Annotated in this window: 16 protein-coding genes; 6 read left to right on the top strand and 10 right to left on the bottom strand. The window is 60.5% G+C overall.

The window, feature by feature from the left end; all coding sequences use genetic code 11:
* Nucleotides 1–28: 28 nt before the first annotated feature.
* Both HZ99_RS24875 and HZ99_RS24870 read right to left on the bottom strand, forming a co-directional pair.
* Nucleotides 29–628 (bottom strand): FMN-dependent NADH-azoreductase, encoded by a 600-nt coding sequence (locus tag HZ99_RS24875; protein ID WP_038446784.1) that lies wholly within the window; start codon nucleotides 626–628, stop codon nucleotides 29–31.
* A 145-nt stretch (nucleotides 629–773) separates the two neighbouring features.
* The gene (locus HZ99_RS24870) at nucleotides 774–1,088 is read right to left on the bottom strand and encodes a hypothetical protein (RefSeq protein WP_038446780.1); all 315 of its coding nucleotides are present in this window, start codon (nucleotides 1,086–1,088) and stop codon (nucleotides 774–776) included.
* 49 nt (nucleotides 1,089–1,137) lie between these two features.
* On the opposite strand from HZ99_RS24870, the gene HZ99_RS24865 reads away from it, so the two are divergent.
* The 5 genes from HZ99_RS24865 (at nucleotide 1,138) to aqpZ (ending at nucleotide 6,226) form a co-directional block, all read left to right on the top strand.
* Nucleotides 1,138–2,061, top strand: coding sequence for a LysR family transcriptional regulator (locus tag HZ99_RS24865; protein ID WP_038446778.1), 924 nt, complete (start codon nucleotides 1,138–1,140; stop codon nucleotides 2,059–2,061).
* Between the two features lie 14 nt (nucleotides 2,062–2,075).
* Nucleotides 2,076–2,879, top strand: a complete 804-nt coding sequence (locus tag HZ99_RS24860; RefSeq protein WP_038446776.1) for an alpha/beta fold hydrolase — start codon at nucleotides 2,076–2,078, stop codon at nucleotides 2,877–2,879.
* 3 nt (nucleotides 2,880–2,882) lie between these two features.
* Nucleotides 2,883–3,443: a peptidylprolyl isomerase gene (locus tag HZ99_RS24855; RefSeq protein ID WP_038446773.1), complete on the top strand. Its 561-nt coding sequence runs from the start codon at nucleotides 2,883–2,885 to the stop codon at nucleotides 3,441–3,443.
* 81 nt (nucleotides 3,444–3,524) lie between these two features.
* Entirely contained in the window at nucleotides 3,525–5,357 is a 1,833-nt protein-coding gene (locus HZ99_RS24850; protein WP_038446771.1) for an ABC transporter ATP-binding protein, read from the top strand.
* A gap of 167 nt (nucleotides 5,358–5,524) precedes the next feature.
* On the top strand, nucleotides 5,525–6,226 hold the full coding sequence (aqpZ, locus tag HZ99_RS24845; protein WP_038446769.1) for an aquaporin Z: 702 nt from the start codon (nucleotides 5,525–5,527) through the stop codon (nucleotides 6,224–6,226).
* A gap of 102 nt (nucleotides 6,227–6,328) precedes the next feature.
* Here the strand turns inward: aqpZ and HZ99_RS24840 are convergent, their stop codons facing one another.
* The 7 genes from HZ99_RS24840 to aceK all read right to left on the bottom strand — a co-directional run bounded on the left by HZ99_RS24840 (nucleotide 6,329) and on the right by aceK (nucleotide 17,456).
* Nucleotides 6,329–7,453 (bottom strand): GNAT family N-acetyltransferase, encoded by a 1,125-nt coding sequence (locus HZ99_RS24840; RefSeq protein WP_038446767.1) that lies wholly within the window; start codon nucleotides 7,451–7,453, stop codon nucleotides 6,329–6,331.
* 165 nt (nucleotides 7,454–7,618) lie between these two features.
* Entirely contained in the window at nucleotides 7,619–8,953 is a 1,335-nt protein-coding gene (locus HZ99_RS24835; protein WP_038446764.1) for an OprO/OprP family phosphate-selective porin, read from the bottom strand.
* 336 nt (nucleotides 8,954–9,289) lie between these two features.
* Nucleotides 9,290–9,523: an anti-sigma factor family protein gene (locus tag HZ99_RS24830; RefSeq protein WP_038446761.1), complete on the bottom strand. Its 234-nt coding sequence runs from the start codon at nucleotides 9,521–9,523 to the stop codon at nucleotides 9,290–9,292.
* The gene (locus HZ99_RS24825) at nucleotides 9,517–10,131 is read right to left on the bottom strand and encodes an RNA polymerase sigma factor (protein WP_038446759.1); all 615 of its coding nucleotides are present in this window, start codon (nucleotides 10,129–10,131) and stop codon (nucleotides 9,517–9,519) included. The genes HZ99_RS24830 and HZ99_RS24825 overlap by 7 nt, the downstream gene beginning before the upstream one ends.
* A 130-nt stretch (nucleotides 10,132–10,261) precedes the next feature.
* Nucleotides 10,262–11,383, bottom strand: a complete 1,122-nt coding sequence (locus tag HZ99_RS24820) for a beta-ketoacyl-ACP synthase III (protein WP_038446756.1) — start codon at nucleotides 11,381–11,383, stop codon at nucleotides 10,262–10,264.
* Nucleotides 11,384–11,611: 228 nt separating this feature from the next.
* The gene (hrpA, locus tag HZ99_RS24815) at nucleotides 11,612–15,523 is read right to left on the bottom strand and encodes an ATP-dependent RNA helicase HrpA (RefSeq protein WP_038446754.1); all 3,912 of its coding nucleotides are present in this window, start codon (nucleotides 15,521–15,523) and stop codon (nucleotides 11,612–11,614) included.
* A 199-nt stretch (nucleotides 15,524–15,722) separates the two neighbouring features.
* Nucleotides 15,723–17,456 (bottom strand): bifunctional isocitrate dehydrogenase kinase/phosphatase, encoded by a 1,734-nt coding sequence (gene aceK / locus HZ99_RS24810; protein ID WP_038448189.1) that lies wholly within the window; start codon nucleotides 17,454–17,456, stop codon nucleotides 15,723–15,725.
* A 191-nt stretch (nucleotides 17,457–17,647) separates the two neighbouring features.
* On the opposite strand from aceK, the gene HZ99_RS24805 reads away from it, so the two are divergent.
* Nucleotides 17,648–18,565 carry a DMT family transporter gene (locus tag HZ99_RS24805; RefSeq protein WP_038446752.1) on the top strand — a complete coding sequence of 306 codons (918 nt, stop codon included), beginning with the start codon at nucleotides 17,648–17,650 and terminating at the stop codon, nucleotides 18,563–18,565.
* Nucleotides 18,566–18,630: 65 nt separating this feature from the next.
* Here the strand turns inward: HZ99_RS24805 and HZ99_RS24800 are convergent, their stop codons facing one another.
* Nucleotides 18,631–19,491: a DMT family transporter gene (locus HZ99_RS24800; RefSeq protein WP_038446748.1), complete on the bottom strand. Its 861-nt coding sequence runs from the start codon at nucleotides 19,489–19,491 to the stop codon at nucleotides 18,631–18,633.
* Nucleotides 19,492–19,912 lie beyond the last annotated feature (421 nt).

The following is a 19,912-nucleotide window of genomic DNA, read 5'->3' as shown; positions in this document are numbered from 1 at the left end:
ACCGCGCGATTATCTGGCGATTAACGCTTCAGGCAACCTGTGCCAACAGGGCCTTGGCATGGTTCACACCCTTTTCCTGGAATTCGCCACCCAGGTTCACCCCTTCGGCATGAATGCAGGTGACGTCATGAATGCCGATGAAAGCCATGACCTGGCGCAGATAAGGTTCCTGATGATCGGACGTCGCTCCGGTGTGAATCCCCCCACGCGCGGTGAGCACAATGGCCCGCTTGCCATGCAATAGACCCTGAGGGCCGGTGGCGGTGTACTTGAAGGTCACACCAGCGCGCAATACATGATCGAGCCACGCCTTGAGGGTGCTGGGGATGGCAAAGTTGTACATCGGCGCGGCCATCACCAGCACGTCGGCGGCCAGCAGCTCTTCGGTCAGCTCGTTGGAGCGGTCCAGGGAAGCCTGCTCATCGGCGTTGCGCTGTTGCGCCGGTTTCATCCAGCCACCCAACAGGTTGGCGTCCAGGTGCGGCACCGGGCTAATGGCCAGGTCGCGCACGGTGATCTGATCGGCCGGATGGGCAGCCTGCCATTGGCTGATGAACTGCTGGGTCAGTTGGCGGGAGATGGAGTCCCGCTGGCGGGCGCTGCTTTCGATGATCAGAATATGGGACATGGCTTTGTAAGCTCCATCGGTAATGGCTGTAAGTCGATGGAGTGAAGATTAAACAGAGTCAATTCGATAAAAAAGCGTAAAAAACTGCTGTAAACCATCTATAAATTTGGTTATAAGCGGAGCGTGGTCAGGGCTCCGCAGCGCGTTACTTGGGTTCGCAGGTCAGCTTGATCCGCATCTTGATAATCGCGCGGCTGAACTTGACCGTGGTGTTGGTGCTTTTCCCGGCGGGAACCGTAACCTTGCGCACCCGCGCAGGCTCCGGGCCATTGGTGAACGCCACCGTACACGCAGCGTCATTGCTGCCGAAGTTACTGAGCTGGATGGAGCTGATATCGCCGTCAACATCCGACGCGCTGTAATCGATGCTGACCCCCTGGATCGATTTTGACACGTCGATCGGATAGGCAAACGCGCTCAACGGCAACAGTGCCAGCATCACACAACAGAATTTTCTCATTCGGCAGTCTCCAATAAGGACCGCCAGCTTAGGACAAGAGGAGCTCATCTTGAAAGCGCCCCGCGTGACCCTTGATCAATGGCGCACGTTGCAAGCCGTGGTTGACCATGGCGGCTTCGCCCAGGCAGCCGAAGTGCTGCACCGCTCGCAATCCTCGGTGAGCTACACCGTAGCCCGCATGCAAGACCAGTTGGGCGTGCCCCTGTTGCGCATCGATGGGCGCAAGGCCGTGCTCACCGAAGCCGGCGAAGTGCTGTTGCGCCGCTCCCGGCAATTGGTGAAGAACGCCAGCCAGTTGGAAGACCTGGCCCATCATATGGAACAAGGTTGGGAGGCCGAAGTGCGCCTGGTGGTCGATGCCGCCTACCCCAACGCCCGCCTGGTGCGCGCCCTCACCGCCTTTATGCCGCAAAGCCGTGGCTGCCGCGTGCGCCTGCGTGAAGAAGTGCTGTCGGGCGTCGAGGAGTTGCTGATTGAGGGCGTGGCAGACCTGGCGATCAGCGGCTTCAGTATCCCCGGCTACCTGGGCACGGAAATGAGCGACGTGGAATTTGTCGCCGTGGCCCACCCCGAGCACTCGCTGCACCGGCTAAACCGAGAGTTGAGCTTCCAGGACCTGGAAAGCCAGATGCAAGTGGTGATCCGTGACTCCGGTCGCCAGCAACCGCGGGACGTCGGCTGGCTCGGCGCCGAGCAGCGCTGGACCGTGGGTAGCCTGGCCACCGCCGCCGCCTTCGTCGGCAGCGGCCTGGGGTTTGCCTGGCTGCCCCGGCACATGATCGAGCGCGAACTCAAGGAAGGCGTGCTCAAGCAACTGCCCCTGGAACAAGGCGCCAGCCGCCATCCGACGTTCTACCTGTACTCGAACAAGGACAAGCCCCTGGGCCCGGCCACGCAGATTCTCGTCGAACTGCTGCGCACCTTTGACACCGCACCGCTGGACGCACCCTTTGCCGCCCCCCGGCAAGCCTGAAACGGAGCTCACCCATGGCCTATTTCGAACATGAAGGTTGCACTCTGCATTACGAGGAATATGGCCATGGCGAGCCGCTGATCCTGATCCACGGCCTGGGCTCCAGTTGCCAGGATTGGGAATTGCAGGTGCCGGTACTGGCCCGTCATTACCGTTTGATTGTGGTAGATGTACGCGGCCACGGCCGCTCCGACAAACCCCGGGAGCGCTACAGCATCACCGGCTTTACCGCCGACCTGGCGGCATTGATCGAACACCTGCAATTGCCCGCTGCCCATGTGGTGGGCCTGTCGATGGGGGGGATGATCGCCTTTCAACTGGCGGTCGACCAACCGCAGATGCTCAGGAGCCTGTGCATCGTCAACAGCGCGCCCGAGGTCAAGGTGCGCAGCGCAGACGACTACTGGCAATGGGCCAAGCGCTGGAGCCTGGCGCGCCTCCTCAGCTTGAACACCATCGGCAAGGCGCTCGGCGACAGGTTGTTCCCCAAACCTGAACAGGCCGACCTGCGGCGCAAGATGACCGAACGCTGGGCAAGAAACGACAAACGTGCTTACCTCGCCAGCTTCGATGCGATTGTGGGCTGGGGGGTGCAGGAACGACTTTCGAGGATCACCTGTCCAACCCTGGTCATCAGCGCCGACCACGACTACACCCCTGTGGCGCACAAAGAAATCTATGTAAAACTGCTGCCCGATGCGCGGTTGGTGGTGATCGAGGACTCGCGTCACGCCACGCCGCTGGACCAACCCGAAACGTTCAACGCAATCCTGCTCGACTTTCTAAAGACCGTTCCAACCACTACCCAGGATCACTGACCCATGCTGAAAAAAATCGCCCTCTTTGCCGGTTCTGTTCTGTTTGCTGCCAACCTGATGGCGGCTGACGCCAAGGCACCGCATGTCGTGTTGGACACCAGCTTTGGCAAAATCGAAATCGAACTGGACCCGGTCAAGGCACCCATCTCCAGCAAGAACTTCCTGGAGTATGTGAAGAGTGGCTTCTATACCAACACCATCTTCCACCGTGTGATTCCAGGCTTCATGGTCCAGGGCGGTGGCTTCACTGCACAAATGATCCAGAAAGACACCAAGGACCCGATCCGCAACGAAGCCAGCAACGGCTTGCATAACGTGCGCGGCACCCTGTCGATGGCACGTACCTCCAACCCCAACTCGGCTACCAGCCAGTTCTTCATCAACGTTGCCGACAATGCCTTCCTCGATCCAGGTCGCGATGCTGGCTACGCGGTTTTCGCCAAAGTGGTCAGCGGCATGGACGTGGTCGACCAGATCGTCAACTCACAGACCACTACCAAGCAAGGCATGCAAAACGTGCCCATCGATCCTGTGCTCATCAAGTCGGCCAAAATCATCGACTGATCGACAGGGAGTCTCGCGCGCCGCTCACCAGGCCGCGCGCGTTTATAACAAGGAGAGCCCGCCCCGCGGGCGTCATACCTAATGCTCTATCGTCGTTTTGAACAACTGATCGATATCTTCCGCGATGCTCCCAGCGCGGCACCTCCCGATAAAGTCCTGCCCTTCTACCTCTATTACCTGCGCCAGGTGTGGCCGTGTTTCGCCGCGCTGCTGGTGGTGGGCCTGATTGGTGCGCTGATCGAGGTGGCGCTGTTCAGCTACCTGAGCCGCATCATCGACCTGGCCCAGGGCACGCCGCCGGCCAATTTCTTCCAGATCCACGCCACCGAGCTGATCTGGATGGCGGTGGTCGCCCTGCTGCTGCGCCCGATCTTCGGCGCCCTGCACGACCTGCTGGTACACCAGACCATCAGCCCCGGCATGACCAGCCTGATCCGCTGGCAGAACCACAGCTATGTGCTCAAGCAAAGCCTGAACTTCTTCCAGAACGATTTTGCCGGGCGCATTGCCCAGCGCATCATGCAGACCGGCAACTCGCTACGCGACTCGGCGGTGGCTGCCGTCGATGCCATCTGGCACGTGGCGATCTATGCCATCAGTTCCCTGGTGCTGTTTGCCGAGGCCGACTGGCGCCTGATGATCCCACTGGTCACGTGGATCATCGCCTACAGCCTGACGCTGCGTTACTTCGTGCCGCGGGTCAAGGAACGCTCGGTGATTTCCTCCGAGGCGCGCTCCAAACTGATGGGCCGTATCGTCGATGGCTACACCAACATCACCACCTTGAAGCTGTTCGCTCACACTCAGTCCGAGCAGGAATACGCCAAGGAAGCGATGATCGAGCAGACCGAAAAAACCCAGCTGGCCAGCCGCGTGGTCACCAGCATGGACGTGGTCATCACCAGCATGAACGGCCTGCTGATCGTCACCACCACCGGCCTGGCCCTGTGGTTATGGACACAGTCGCTGATTTCGGTGGGGGCCATTGCCCTGGCTACCGGCCTGGTGATCCGCATCGTCAACATGTCTGGCTGGATCATGTGGGTGGTCAACGGCATTTTCGAGAACATCGGCATGGTCCAGGACGGCCTGAAAACCATCGCCCAGCCGCTGGCGGTGATCGACCGCGAAAACGCCCCGCGCCTGAACGTGCCCCACGGCGAAGTGCGCTTCGAGCAGGTGGATTTCCACTACGGCAAGCGCAGCGGCATCATCAGTGGCCTGAACCTGGTCATTGAACCTGGGGAAAAGATCGGCCTGATCGGCCCCTCCGGTGCCGGCAAGTCGACCCTGGTCAACCTGCTGCTGCGCCTCTACGACCTGCAAGGCGGGCGCATCCTGATCGACGGCCAGAACATCGCCGAAGTGGCCCAGGAAAGCCTGCGCGAACGCATCGGCATGATTACCCAGGACACCTCGCTGCTGCACCGCTCGATCCGCGACAACCTGCTGTATGGCAAGCCCGACGCCACCGACCAGGAACTCTGGGAAGCGATCCGCAAGGCGCGTGCCGATGAATTTATCCCATTGCTGTCGGATGCCGAGGGCCGCACTGGCCTGGACGCCCATGTCGGTGAGCGTGGGGTGAAACTCTCCGGCGGGCAACGCCAGCGCATCGCTATCGCCCGGGTGCTGCTCAAGGACGCACCGATCCTGATCATGGACGAGGCCACTTCGGCCCTGGACTCGGAAGTGGAAGCGGCGATCCAGGAAAGCCTGGAAACCCTGATGCAAGGCAAGACGGTCATTGCCATCGCTCACCGCCTGTCCACCATTGCGCGAATGGACAGGCTGGTGGTCCTGGAAAAAGGCCAGATCGCCGAGAGTGGCAGCCATGCCCAGTTGCTGGCACATGGCGGCCTGTACTCGCGACTGTGGCAGCACCAGACCGGAGGATTCGTCGGTATCGACTGACTCTGCCCGACCCGCTACACCGTCAATTCCGAACAATTCTGACAGTTTTTCTCTATCTCACTGGCCGTCTATCACAATCCTGCTGTACTGCACTCAGGGCCCAGGAGGGCCCTGACATCAAGGTGCAGGGAAGCATCACCGACCAGTTGATTTAGAAGGACGCATTCATGTCTCTGTTCAAACGTTCCGTTACAGAAGGGTTAGGTACGTTTTGGCTGGTATTGGGAGGTTGCGGGAGTGCGGTTCTGGCCGCAGCGTTCCCCGATGTCGGAATCGGCCTGCTGGGTGTCTCCCTGGCATTCGGGCTTACCGTACTGACCATGGCCTTTGCCATTGGCCATATCAGCGGCTGTCACCTCAACCCGGCCGTCACCGTGGGTCTGGTGGTCGGCGGCAGGTTCCCGGGCAAGGAAATGCCAGCGTATATCGTCGCGCAAGTCATTGGTGGCGTCGTGGCAGCAGCCTTGCTGTACTTCATTGCCAGTGGCAAACCCGGCTTCGAACTGGCTTCAGGGTTGGCGTCCAATGGCTACGGTGAACATTCGCCAGGTGGGTATTCGATGGCGGCGGGGTTTGTCACTGAACTGGTGATGACCGCGATGTTCGTGCTGATCATCCTCGGTGCCACCGACCGTCGTGCCCCTGCTGGCCTGGCGCCAATCGCCATTGGCCTGGGGCTGACGCTGATTCACCTGATCTCGATCCCGGTCACCAACACCTCGGTCAACCCGGCCCGCAGCACCGGCCCTGCACTGATTGTCGGCGGTTGGGCGATCCAACAACTGTGGCTGTTCTGGCTGGCGCCGATCCTTGGCGCAGTGATCGGTGGCATCACCTACCGTTGGTTGGGCAAGGAAGAAACTGCCTGATCCAACAGCGATGCCCCTTGTAGGCGCTGGCTTGCCAGCGATAGCGGACTATCTGCCAGCACCTCATTGGCAGACACACCGCCATCGCCGGCAAGCCGGCTCCTACACCTGTCGATACGGCAGGGCTGAGCGCGCCTCTTCGGCATACGCCAGAATCCCCACGCGCTCGCGCTCCAGGAAATCCTCCACCGCACTCTTCAAGCCCGGATGGCGCAAGTAATGCCAGGAATGGGTAATCACCGGCTCAAACCCACGAATCAACTTGTGCTCACCCTGGGCACCAGCGTCGAAACGTTGCAGGCCATTGGCAATCGCGTAATCCATGCCTTGATAGAAACAGGTTTCGAAATGTAGCCGGTCGAATTCGCCCAGGCAGCCCCAATAACGGCCGTACAGGCTATCGCCGCCGACCAGGCTGAACGCCATGGCCACCGGCCGCGCCCCTTGCTTGGCCAGCACCACCCGTATCGCTTGCGGCATGCGTTCGGCCAGCAGGCTGAAGAACGCGCGGGTCAGGTACGGTGACTGCCGGCGCACGGCATAGGTATTGGCATAACAGGCGTAGACAAAATCCCACTGGGCCTCACTCAATTCATGGCCTTGCAGCCACTCGAATTCGATCCCCTGCCCCGCCACTTGCTCGCGCTCCTTGCGCATCTGTTTGCGCTTGCGCGAGCTCAAGGCGTCGAGGAAATCCGGAAAGTCCCGGTACCCGCGATTCTGCCAATGAAACTGGCAACCCAGGCGCGCAAGCCACCCCGGTTGCTGGCCTAGCGCGGCATCGGCCATGGTATCGGTAAAGTTGATATGGGCGCTGGAGAGCCCTTCGATTTCCAGGTAACCCGGCAGGCTCTGGAGCAGTTCCAGGCCGTCCGCGCCATTGGCCACCAGCAGGCGCGGCCCGCTGACCGGGCTGAAAGGCACCGCTGTCAGCAGCTTGGGGTAGTAATCGATGCCTGCGCGCGCGCAGGCGTCGGCCCAACCATGGTCAAACACGTATTCGCCATAGGAGTGCCATTTGCGATAGCTGGGCAGTGCCGCAACCAACCGCTCACCCTCGTAATGCAGCAAGTGCTCCGGCTGCCAGCCAGAGTGCCGGCCAAGGCTGGCACTGTCTTCCAGTGCACTGAGGAAAGCATGGCGTAGAAACGGCTGATCCTCGGGGACCAACGCGTTCCACTCATCAGGCGCTATTTCGGACAGGCTATTCAAACGTTTCAACGGCATGCCATTCCCCGACGGTAAACGCTCGCTCACGATATTCGGGCCATTCTGACAGAAGCCGCCGCCTACGCGGGCAGCAAAAAAAAACCCCGCCAATCGGCGGGGTAAAAAAGAGGATCGCGCTTTAACGGATGAAGAAAGAGCGCGGTGGAGCGGTATTACAGTTGCTTAGAACACGTACTGCACACGGCCGACGATGGAGTCGCCGCTGTCATCGCCATTGGCGTTGGTGATCTTGTCGGTGCTGACCTTGCTGTAGTTCAGGGACAGCTTGACCGCTTCGTTGGCGTACCAGTTCACACCCAGGGTGTTCACGTTGGCCTTGGCGTCGCCGGTTTCGCGGGTCGCGCTGCTGACGACGATGTTCTTGTCGTCAACCTTGATGCTGTCGTAGCGGTAGAACACTTCCCAGGCGCCGTACTGCTTGTTCTCGGGCTTGATGGCATCGAACTTGCCGCCGTCGAGTTTGTAGGCACGGGACTCGCCAGTCAGGGTGTAGGCCAGTTGGCCGTAGAAACCGCTGGTCTTCACGTCCTGGTAGGCATTGCTATCGGCTTTCATCTTGCGGCTCAGGGCTTCGGCCTGTACCGAGAATGGGCCCGTTGCAAAAGCAAATTCACCACCGAACACGGTGTCGGTGTCATAGGCGCCAACGGCCGTCAGGTTGCTGGCGTTCAAGCCGACACCACCACCGAAGGTCGCACGGTTGCCGTTGGAGCCGGCATCGTTACCACCCATGGTAGCCACGCCTCGGGCGCCAAGACGCGGACGGATCCGGGAATCGAAGGCGGCATCGTTCAGGTCACGTGCTGCCACGTTCAAACCGAAGTGCAGGACGTCGCCGCCTTTGCTCATCGGTGCCAGCACGATACGGCCGTTGAATTGCTTCACGCCCTTGCCGTCTTCGTCGTTGATGTCCTTGGAGGCCAGGCTGGCAGAGCCGTAGAACATGTCAGCCGCCGTGCCGCTGACCTGGATGCCCATGCCGTTTTCGTGGAGGTTGACCCAATCCGCAACCTCGTAAGCCGAGTTACGCTCCATGGCAGTGATCCACTTGGAGCTGGTGGCTTTTTCCAGACCGAAATCCGGGTCAAAACGACCAACGCGGATCGTGACCGGCTTGAAGCCCACATACGACATGGACGCTTCATCGAAGTAACCGTCGTCGGACGTACCCGTGTTGTGGGAGAAGTCGTAGTTGAGCTGGTATTTGAAATCCTTGTAGACGGTACCACCCAGTTCCAGGAAGGCGCGACGGAAGTAAGCGGCGTCGCCCGAGTCACCATTCCTGGTGTAGAAACCGTCAAATGAGCCGTAATCGGCTTGCAAGCGACCACCCAGCTTGAAGCTGAAGTTCTGGTCGGTAGTAGCAACCTCAAGGCCGCCCTTGGTTTTGACAACGATATCGGCGCCGTCAGTAGTGACAGTACCAGCGAAAGCCTGGGCGGTAACGGCCAGGGCCAGGGCGCTGGCCGCGAAACCGGCGAAGTGCTTACGGATCATCGAAGAATTCCCCTAATTGGTGGTCTTTAGCGTTGGAAAACACACGGGTTCTGGCCCGCTGGTGTTGGGAGGGGATCTTGGCGAGGGGATATTTCAGCCAAGTTGCTGGAAGATAAATATTTTATTACAGGGGAACTTTCTTACAACCAGACGGAATAAGCGCAAAGCTACAGCTGGCGCGGGTTTGAGCGAAAAAAATTACGGAAAATGCCAGATGAAAAAAAGGTGAAAAAAATTACAAACCTGCAATGTTTTCATCTCAAAGCTTTTCACCGGCATAAAAAAAGCCCGTGACGCATAGGTCACAGGCCGTGGGAACCGCAGACGGTTCAGGGGTCAGGAGTTGCGTTTAAGCTCCGCGGCCAAGCGTTCGGCCTGCGCCTGGGCATCAGCCACCTCGGGTTCGGGCAGGATGCGCAAGGCGGCTTGTACCAAACGCATCTGGCGCATGAAGCGCCGGCAATGGCCGCAAAACAGCAAGTGCTGGCGCATGAACAGACGCTCACGAAAGGTCAGTTGCCCATCGAGATAGTCGCTGGAACGCGCCACTTGTTCCTTGCAGGTCAACATTCGCCGGTCTCCTCGAAATGCTCCACCGTAGCGAAGACTTTAAGCCGCGCCCGATGCAGCAGCACACGGACATTGGAGAGCGAGATCTCCAGAAGATTACAGATCTCCTCCAGCTCCAGGCCCTGGCGCTCGCGCAGCAACAGCACGCTGCTTTGCAGTTCGGAAAGACTCAGCAGCGTGTGCTCCAGGCACTCGCGCAACTCGCTTTCGGTGAGTAACGCTTCCGGGGTGTCTTCATGCCAGGCAAATGGCGCGACCAGCCAATGCCCATCATCGGCGGCAAACCGCTCATCACCAATGGTCCCGTGGGGCGACGGCAGGTCGTCGAGCAACACTTCCCGCCGGTTCTGTTTGTAGCGCCCCTTGGCCGAATTGGCGGTAATGGTCAACAGCCAGGTCTTGAGACTGGAGCGCCCTTCAAACCTGGCGAGGCTGCGCACCACCGAGAGCCAGGCGTCCTGGACCACTTCATCGGCATGGCGTTGGCCAACGATGGCATAGGCCACGGCACGCATAGCGCTCTGATACTGGGTGACCAATTCCTTATAGGCCCGCTGCTCGCCCTTGAGCAGGCGTTCAAGCAGGTGCGCGTCGTCGGCTGCTGCCATTCAAAACCTCATTCAATCGCCTGCAGGCGCCGGCTTGCCGGCGATACGGGCACCTCGGTGTTTCAAACAAACCGAGGTGATGCTATCGCGGGCAAGCCCGACTCCCACATCGACCGTGCCACGGGTCTATTCAGCGCTTGCGCAGGATCACGCTGCCAATCGAATACCCGGCGCCAAACGAGCTGAGTACCGCCAGCGCGCCCTTGGGCAGGTCGTCCTGGTAGGTGTGGAAGGCAATCACCGAACCCGCCGAGCTGGTGTTGGCGTAGGTATCGAGAATCACCGGTGCCTCCTCGATCTCGGCTTCGCGCCCCAACAGCTTCTTGACGATCAGGTGGTTCATGCTCAGGTTGGCCTGGTGCAGCCAGAAGCGCTTCACATCAGCCACGCTCAACTGGTTTTCAGCCAGATGCTGGCCAATCAACTCGGCAACCATCGGGCAGACATCACGGAAGACTTTGCGGCCTTCCTGCACGAAAAGCTTATCTGGCGCACCCACGCCCTCTTCTGCTGCGCGGTTGAGAAAGCCGAAATTGTTGCGGATGTTATTGGAGAACTTGGTCAGCAACTTGGTGCTGACAACGTCGAACTGGTGCTCGGAAGTGGCCAGGTCGGCGCGCTCCAGAATCACGGCCGTCGCCGCATCGCCAAAGATGAAGTGGCTGTCTCGGTCACGGAAGTTCAGGTGGCCGGTGCAGATCTCCGGATTGACCATCAGGATCGCCCGGGCCTGGCCCAGTTGGATGCTGTTGCACGCATTCTGGATGCCGAAGGTCGCCGAGGAACACGCCACGTTCATATCAAAGCCAAAACCCTGGATGCCCAAGGCTTCCTGGACTTCGATGGCAATGGCCGGATAGGCGCGTTGCAGGTTGGAACAGGCGACGATCACCCCGTCGATATCGGCGGCAGTCTTGCCGGCACGCAGCAGGGCTTGCTCGGCGGCTCCCACGGCCATCTGGCAGAGGACCGACCACTCATCGTTGGGGCGCTCGGGCAAGCGCGGGGTCATGCGCGTGGGGTCAAGAATGCCTTCCTTGTCCATGACAAAGCGGCTCTTGATGCCCGAAGCCTTTTCAATAAAGGCGGCGCTGGATTCGGTCAACGCCTGAACGTCACCCTGCTCGATGGCCACGGCGTTGTCGGCATTGAACTGTTGAACGTAAGCATTGAAAGACTGCACCAGCTCTTCGTTGGAGATGCTGTTGGCCGGGGTGTACAGGCCTGTGCCGCTGATGACGACGTTATGCACGGTCGTTCCTCTAAATCTGTTCAGGCAGAAGGGATTGGTACCTTCGTACCAAACCGTAAGTCGCTCTAGTCCGCCGCGCGGACATCAAACGGGGAAAAGCTTTGTCCCGGCGCGTCGAGGCTGATACAGCCAATCTAGACGATCCTGGCATTTGTAACGGCGAAGTTTGCCATAAACCGCGGGAGTTTGGCGCCTGTTGCACGTGCACCCACCCCCCGCCATTGCAGGTCAAGGTTCGACCTGGCTCCACTGTTTGCTCAAACGCTTGTCGGAAATCGGCACCTTGGTGCCCAACTGCTGGGCAAACAACGACACCCGGTATTCCTCCAGCCACCAGCGGTAAAGCGCCAACTGCGGATCGCGCTTGCCTTCCTGGGTGTGCTTGTTCAGGCGCGTTTGGTATTGGCTCCACAGGCCGCTCAACTCGCTGCTCCAAACCCGATCCTTCTGCACCTGGCTGGGTAGTTTTTCCAGGCGCAGTTCGATGGCCTTGAGGTAGCGCGGCAGTTCCTTGAACCACTGCGCCGGGGTTTCGCGCACGAAGCCTGGGTACACCAGGTTGTTCAGTTGCTGCTTGATATCGTTGAGTGCGACGGCCTGGGCCAGGTCGATCTTGCCCTTGAAACGCTTTTGCAGGCCGTGCCACAGCTTCAGTATTTCAAGGGTCAGGCGCGCCAGGCGTTCGGCATGTTCGGTCCAACTGCCGCGCTTGCGCTCGGCCAGGGCTGCCAGGCCCGCGCCATCCCTCGGCAAGTTGGCCTCGCCCTCCAGCACGCAGCTGTCGAGGCTGGCCAGCAGGATATCTTCCACCAAGGCGTCGATACGCCCCAACTCGCGGTACATCAGCCCCAGCTCCGTCAGGCCGGGCAGTTTGCCGCGCAGGAATTTTGCCGGTTCGGCCAATTGCTGCATCAACAGGCGCTGCAAGCCTCGCCGGTGCTGGAACTCGGCTTCGGCGGCAGTAGAGAAACGCCCTTCCTTGACCGTGCCGTTTTCCTCCACCAGCGCCGGATACACCGTCATCGATAGCCCGGCGATCTGCTGTTGGGTGGTCTCGGCCACGGCGGCGAAGACCTTGGCCTCCACCGGTTGCTGGCTTTTGGCCGTTTGCGGCACCGCCAGGGCGGCCTGGCTGGCCTCGACAAACCGCGCGGTCAACGCTGCCAGGTCGCGGCCCTCGCCCAGGAACTTGCCTTGGGCGTCGACCACTTCCAGGTTCATCTTCAGATGGCTGTCCACCTGCTGCGCAGCTTCAGCCCACGCGTCATCGCTGACCCGCACGCCGGTCATGCGCAACAGTTCGCGCCCCAGCGCCTGGGGCAACGAGCCCTGGGCGAATTCGATACGTTGCAGCGCGGCCTTGACGAAGTCCGGTACCGGCACGAAGTTCTTGCGCAGGGCCTTGGGCAGGTTGCGCACCAGGGCGATGCACTTGGCCTCGATCAGCCCGGGCACCAGCCACTCCAGGCGTTCGGCGGGCAAGGCCGGCAACAACGGCGCCGGCACGCGCAAGGTCACGCCGTCGCGGGGGTGGTTGGGTTCAAAGTGATAACTCAAGGCCAGGGCCAGGTCGCCCAGGTGCAGGGTGTCGGGGTAATGGGCGGCAGTGACTTCACTGGCCTCCCGGGCCAGCACGTCTTCCTCGCGCATGATCAGCAGTTGCGGGTCTTTCTGGCTGGTGACCTTGTACCAACTGTCGAAGGTCGCCGTCTGGTGGATTTGCGCCGGCAGGCGCGCGTCATAGAAGGCGTACAAGGTTTCTTCGTCGGCCAGTATATCGCGGCGCCGGGCCTTGGCTTCCAGTTCGTCCAGTTGCTCCAGTAACTGTTGATTGGCGCCCAGGCACTTGGCCCGGGACTGGATCTCGCCACGCACCAGGCCTTCACGGATAAACAGCTCGCGGGACACCACCGGGTCCACCGGCCCGTAATGCACCGGCCGGCGCCCCACCACAATCAGGCCGAACAGGGTGATCTGCTCGAAGGCCACGACCTGGCCGCGCTTCTTCTCCCAGTGGGGTTCGAAGTGGTTTTTCTTGATCAAGTGCCCGGCCAGGGGCTCGATCCAGTCGGCATCGATCTTGGCCACCATGCGCGCATACAGCTTGGTGGTTTCCACCAACTCGGCGGTCATCAGCCATTGCGGGCGCTTCTTGCCGATCCCCGATGAGGGGTGGATCCAGAAGCGTCGCTGGCGGGCACCGAGGTAGTCGCCCTCTTCGGTTTTCTGGCCGATCTGGCTGAGCAGGCCAGACAACACGGCCTTGTGCAGTTTCGGGAAGTCCGCCGGCTCCTTGTTGACCGCCAACTGCATATCGCGGCAGATCAGGCTCAACTGGCGATGGGAGTCACGCCATTCACGCAGTCGCAGGTAGTTGAGGAAATGCTTGCGACACCAGTTGCGCAGCGGGCTGGCGGTCAATGCCTGGCGTTGCTCTTCAAAGCCGCGCCACAGGTTGACCAGCCCGGCGAAGTCCGAATCGGGATCCTTCCATTGCGCGTGGGCCTGGTCGGCGGCCTGTTGGCGCTCCGGCGGACGCTCGCGCGGGTCCTGGATCGACATGGCACTGGCGACGATCAGCACTTCCTGCAAGCTGCCGAGCTTGGCCGCTTCCAGCAACATGCGGCCCATCCGCGGGTCCACCGGCAGGCGCGCCAGTTGCCGGCCCAGGGGTGTCAACTGGCTGTTGCGATCCACCGCCGAGAGTTCCTGCAGCAGGTTGAAGCCATCGCTGATGGCCTTGCCATCCGGCGGCTCGATAAACGGGAAATCGGTGATTTCGCCCAGGCGCAGATGCAGCATCTGCAGGATCACCGCCGCCAGGTTGGTCCGCAGGATCTCCGGGTCAGTGAATTCCGGGCGCCCGATAAAATCTTCTTCGCTGTACAGACGCACGCAAATGCCCGGCTCGACCCGACCACAGCGGCCTTTGCGCTGGTTGGCGCTGGCCTGGGAAATCGCTTCGATGGGCAGGCGCTGGACCTTGGCGCGGTAGCTGTAGCGGCTGATGCGCGCGGTGCCGCTGTCGATCACGTAGCGGATGCCCGGCACGGTCAGCGAGGTTTCCGCGACGTTGGTCGCCAGCACCACGCGCCGCCCCGGATGGGACTGGAAAATGCGCTGCTGTTCGGCCGGTGACAGGCGCGCGTACAACGGCAGGATTTCGGTGTGCTTGAGCTGGGCCTTGCGCAACATGTCGGCGGCATCGCGAATCTCGCGCTCACCCGGCAGGAACACCAGCACATCGCCAGGGCTCTTGCGCTCGCTGCGCTCAAAGGCGGCGATTTCATCGAGGGTGGCGAGGATCGCCTGGTCCACCGTCAAGTCATCCTCGACGCGGTTGCCTTCTTCGTCCTGTTCCAGGGTCAGCGGGCGATACCAGGTTTGCACCGGGAATGTACGCCCCGAGACCTCGACAATCGGCGCATCGTCGAAGTGCTTGGAAAAGCGCTCCAGGTCGATGGTCGCCGAGGTGATGATCACTTTCAGGTCGGGACGGCGCGGCAGCAGGGTCTTCAGGTAGCCGAGCAGGAAGTCGATGTTCAGGCTGCGTTCGTGGGCTTCGTCGACGATGATCGTGTCGTAGCGTTCGAGGTAGCGATCGTTCTGGGTTTCGGCCAGCAGGATGCCGTCGGTCATCAACTTGATCAGTGTGTTGGAATCGCTCTGGTCCTCGAACCGCACCTGGTAGCCGACCAACGCCCCCAGCGGCGTGGCCAGTTCTTCCGCGACCCGGCTCGCCACACTGCGCGCGGCGATACGCCGGGGCTGGGTATGGCCGATCAAGCCGTACTGGCCGCGGCCAATTTCCAGGCAGATCTTCGGCAATTGCGTGGTTTTACCCGAGCCGGTCTCGCCCGCAATAATGAGAACCTGATGTTTGAGCAGCGCAGCCTTGATCTCGTCGCGCTTGGCGGCGATGGGCAGGCTGTCGTCATAGCGGATCTGCGGCACGCTGGCACCACGCGCCGTGACCTGGGCACAAGACGCCTGCATGCGCGCCACCCACTGCGCCAGCTTCTCCTCATCGGGTTTCTTGCGCAGCTCAAGCAACTGCCGGCGCAAGCGCTGGCGGTCGGCGAGCATGGCGTGATCGAGAGTTTTCAGGAGTTGGTCGATAGCGGGCGCTTGGTCAGTCATCAGGTACTTTGAAGGTCGTCTATTTATGCACGGCCGGCAATTGTGGCAGAAAAGCACACACAACGTTAAAGGCCGCGTAAATCACGTGTGGGAGCTGTCGAGCCCCAGCGAGGCTGCGATGACGGCGGCACTGCCTGCATCAATGTTGCCTGCCCCACCGCTATCGCGGGCAAGCCCGCTCCTACAGGGATTAGTGCGCTTATTCGTTATCCAGGCCCTTGCGCCGATACGGGAACACGTCGATCACCTTCCCCGCCAGAATCGCCGCTTGCAGGCCTTTCCAGTAATCGGCGTTGTACAGCTCGCCGTGCAACTGATCGAACAAGCGCCGTTGCCCGGCATCGGCAAACAGGAACGGCGGGAACTCCTCGGGAAACACGTCCAGCGGGCCAATGGAATACCAGGGCTCGGAGGCCATTTCGTCTTCCGGGGTACGCGGCGCCGGGATGTGGCGGAAGTTGGCTTCGGTCAGGAAGCAGATTTCGTCATAGTCATAAAACACCACGCGACCATGGCGGGTGACGCCAAAGTTTTTCAGCAGCATGTCGCCGGGAAAGATATTCGCCGCCGCCAGTTGCTTGATTGCCAGGCCGTAGTCTTCAAGGGCCTCGCGCACCTGGGCCTCGTTGGCGTTTTCCAGGTAGAGGTTGAGCGGGGTCATGCGGCGCTCGGTCCAGCAGTGGCGAATCAACACCGTGTCGCCCTCGACTTCGACCGTGCCGGCGGCCACTTCCAGCAACTCTGCCAGGCATTGCGGCTCGAACTTGCTCAAGGGGAAACGGAAGTCGGCAAACTCCTGGGTATCGGCCATGCGCCCGACCCGGTCGACACTTTTGACCAGCCGGTACTTCTCGATCACCGTGGCACGGTTGACGTTTTTCGACGGTGAGAAACGGTCCTTGATGATTTTGAACACGGTGTTGAACCCCGGCAGTGTAAACACACTCATGACCATCCCGCGCACGCCCGGGGCCATGATGAACTGGTCGTCGGTACTGGCCAGGTGGTTGATCAGCGCCCGGTAGAACTCCGATTTGCCGTGCTTGTAGAAGCCGATGGAGGTGTACAACTCGGCGATGTGCTTGCCCGGCAGGATGCGCTTGAGAAAGCCGATGAATTCTGCCGGCACCGGCACATCCACCATGAAATAGGAGCGGGTGAACGAAAAGATGATCGACACGTCGGCTTCGTCGGTGATCAGCGCGTCAATGCGGATGCCCTGCCCTTCGCGGTGCAGCAGCGGGATCACCAGCGGCCATTGCTCATCGCGGGTGTAGAGGCGGCCCACCAGGTACGCGCCTTTGTTGCGATAGAGCACCGAGGAAAACAGCTCGACGTTGAGGTCCGGGTCCTTGCATACCCAATCCGGCAGGTTTTCCCGCAATTGCGCTTCCAGGCGCTGCAAGTCGGCGTGCAAGTCCGCATAGGGTTCGCTGAAACGGTAGTCGCTGAACATCTGCAAAAGCATGCCCGCCAGTTGCCCCTGGGGCTTGTAGATACGGGTTTGCGCAGCACGGGCGCGGCGCAGGCTGGGGCGGGTGGTATGGATGAACATGCAGCCGTCGCTGATCAGGTCATGGCTGAACAGCCCGCAAAAGATCGAGTTGTACCAGGTCTCGGACAGTTCATCGTCAAACCGCAGGTCGATCAGGCTGATATAGGCGCTCTTGACCAGGGGCCAGGCCTGGATATCCAGCAACGCGTCTTCGTCAAAGGTTGCCCGCAGGCGTGTGGTGACTTCACCGACCTTCTCTTCATACAGGTTGATCCGCGCTGCCGAAGCGGTTTGCGCCTCTTGCCACTGGGCCTTTTCAAAACGCTCGCGGGCCCCATCGGTGATCTGGCGAAAGTGCTCGCGGTAATCGTCGAAGCCATCGAGGATCATCTGTGCGATGGACTGCGCGGTGTCGATGGCAGACGTTTGCTGCGGCATGTCGGAGACCTCTGCGGGCATTCGGAAGACCTGAGATTAGCCAGAGTCCGCAATCAGGAGAAGTACAATTTTTGCCGGGCGCAAAGCCTCATGGGCAGGGTGATGCACTTTCCTGTGTCGTTGATACGTAAAAGATTGTGTCAAGCAGGCCCCTGGGCAACACTCTCGCCCTTGTTGAAAAGGAGTTGCCCGTGAGACCTGTCGACACCCTGTACCTGCTGGTACTGGCCGCCATCTGGGGCGCGAGTTTTCTGTTCATGCGGATTATCGCACCGGAGATCGGCACTCTGCCGACGGCATTTTTCCGCGTTTCGATTGCCGCTGCCGGCCTGCTGGTGATCCTCGCGATGCTGCGGGTGCGCTGGGACTTCCAGGGCAAGTTCAAGACCGTGTTGCTGCTGGGGGTGATCAACTCGGGGATTCCCGCGACCCTGTATTCAGTGGCGGCCCAGGTCTTGCCGGCAGGTTACTCGGCAATATTCAACGCGACCACACCCTTGATGGGCGTGTTGATCGGCGGGCTGTTTTTCCATGAGCGGCTGACTCCCTCGAAGATCGCCGGGGTGTGCCTGGGTCTGTTCGGTGTGGGCATCCTCACGCGCGCCGGGCCGGTGGCGTTTGACCTGGAACTGCTGATGGGCGCCCTTGCCTGCTTGCTGGCAACCACCTGCTACGGCTTCGCCGGCTTCCTGGCGCGCCGCTGGCTAGATCAACAGGGAGGCCTGGACAGCCGCCTTTCGGCATTGGGCAGCATGCTCGGCGCTACATTGTTTCTGTTGCCGTGGTTTGGCTGGAGTGCCATCAGCCATCCGCCCGCCAGTTGGGGCGGCTGGAATGTGTGGTTGTCGTTACTGGGCCTGGGGCTGTTGTGCACAGCGTTTGCCTACATCTTGTACTTTCGTCTGCTGACATCCATCGGGCCAGTGAAGTCGATGACCGTCACCTTCATGATTCCGCCATTCGGCGTGTTGTGGGGCGCATTGCTGCTGGATGAACCGTTGTCCATGGCCCATCTGTATGGAGGGATGCTGATCGCGGGAGCACTGTGGCTGGTGCTACGCCCTGGAAAACTGGCCAAAACACTGGAGGAGCCGGCTTGCCGGCGATAAGGCCCTTGAGTCTTGCGCTGATCTTTCGGGCGTCATCGCCGGCAAGCCGGCTCCTGCAGGGGGTATCACGCTTTACGGAAGACAAACACCAACCCGATGATAATCAACCCCATCCCCAGCACACTCAGCAACGCCAGGCGATTGCCAAAGATCAGGTAGTCCATCACCGCAGTGACTGCCGGAACCAGGTAGAACAGGCTGGTGACATTCACCAGGTTGCCCCGTGCAATCAGGCGGTACAGCAACAGCGTCGCCAGCAGTGACACCACCAGTCCCATCCACAGCACTGGCACGTAAAAGCCGCTGTTGTGCTCGAAATGAAAGGGTTGGAACGGCACAAACACCGCGCACAGCAACAAGCCCGCCAGGTATTGCACCGGCAAGGTGCCCAATGGGTTATCGGTGATGCGCTTCTGCATGATCGAGCCCAGGGTCATGCTCGCCAGCGCCAGCAAGCCGAACAGCATGCCCGCCAGGGACATGCCGGCCAGACCGATGCCCTGGTACACCACCATGATCAGGCCCACCAACCCCAGCACCAGGCCAAACATCCGGCGCCATGAGCGCTGGCGTTCCATCAGCACCACCGTGAGGATCGGTTGCACCCCCATGATGGTCGCCATCACGCCGGGGGTGACCTTCAGGTCCAGGGCCAGCAGATAAAAAATCTGATAGGCCCCCAGCAACACTAGCCCGGTGGCCACCGCATACCACAGCGGTTTGCCCGGGCGTGGCAGCTTGAGCTTGAGGATCGGTACCAGTACCACCAGGCCGGCCAGGGCGATGGCAAAGCGGATCAACAAAAAGGCAAAGGGTGATGCATGGGCCAGGCCCAGCTTGGAGAAAATCGCCCCGCTGCTCCACAGCAGGACAAACAGGCTCGTCGAAGCCGCCGCGGCCACGGATTGTTTCGATAAAACAGACATGATGAACACCTGTAGTCAGGCAAAAAGCCAACTCAGCCAAGGCTGAAATTCAGTAGGTTCGGTACAGGCGGGCAACGGGGAACAGCGGTGCTGATCAGCCCGAAATGCCAACGCCCGGCGGTGATACGCCTGCGTACACCGGCGTGCTACTGACAGGTGGGGGGTAATGGCTGATCTGCGCAGGCTGCTGGTTCCCACAGGGCACGACCGCAGCGTTGACCGCTGAATCGACTACCGCTATGCGTGGGGAAGCAGGCATGGGCTGATCTTTTTTGAAGGGATTAAAGGTGCTTTGAAACACCTGGCGTCGACTATAGCCAGCCGGTGACACACTTTGCAATGGCTTTGCCAAAAGGCCAGTAAGGACAAGTTGAAAAACCACCTCTGGCCTTGGAAAAAACCAATGCACTCCTCTTCAGGA

The organism is Pseudomonas fluorescens, from assembly GCF_000730425.1.
GTDB classification, from domain to species: domain Bacteria; phylum Pseudomonadota; class Gammaproteobacteria; order Pseudomonadales; family Pseudomonadaceae; genus Aquipseudomonas; species Aquipseudomonas fluorescens_X.
This window is presented reverse-complemented; position numbering and strand designations above follow the sequence as displayed.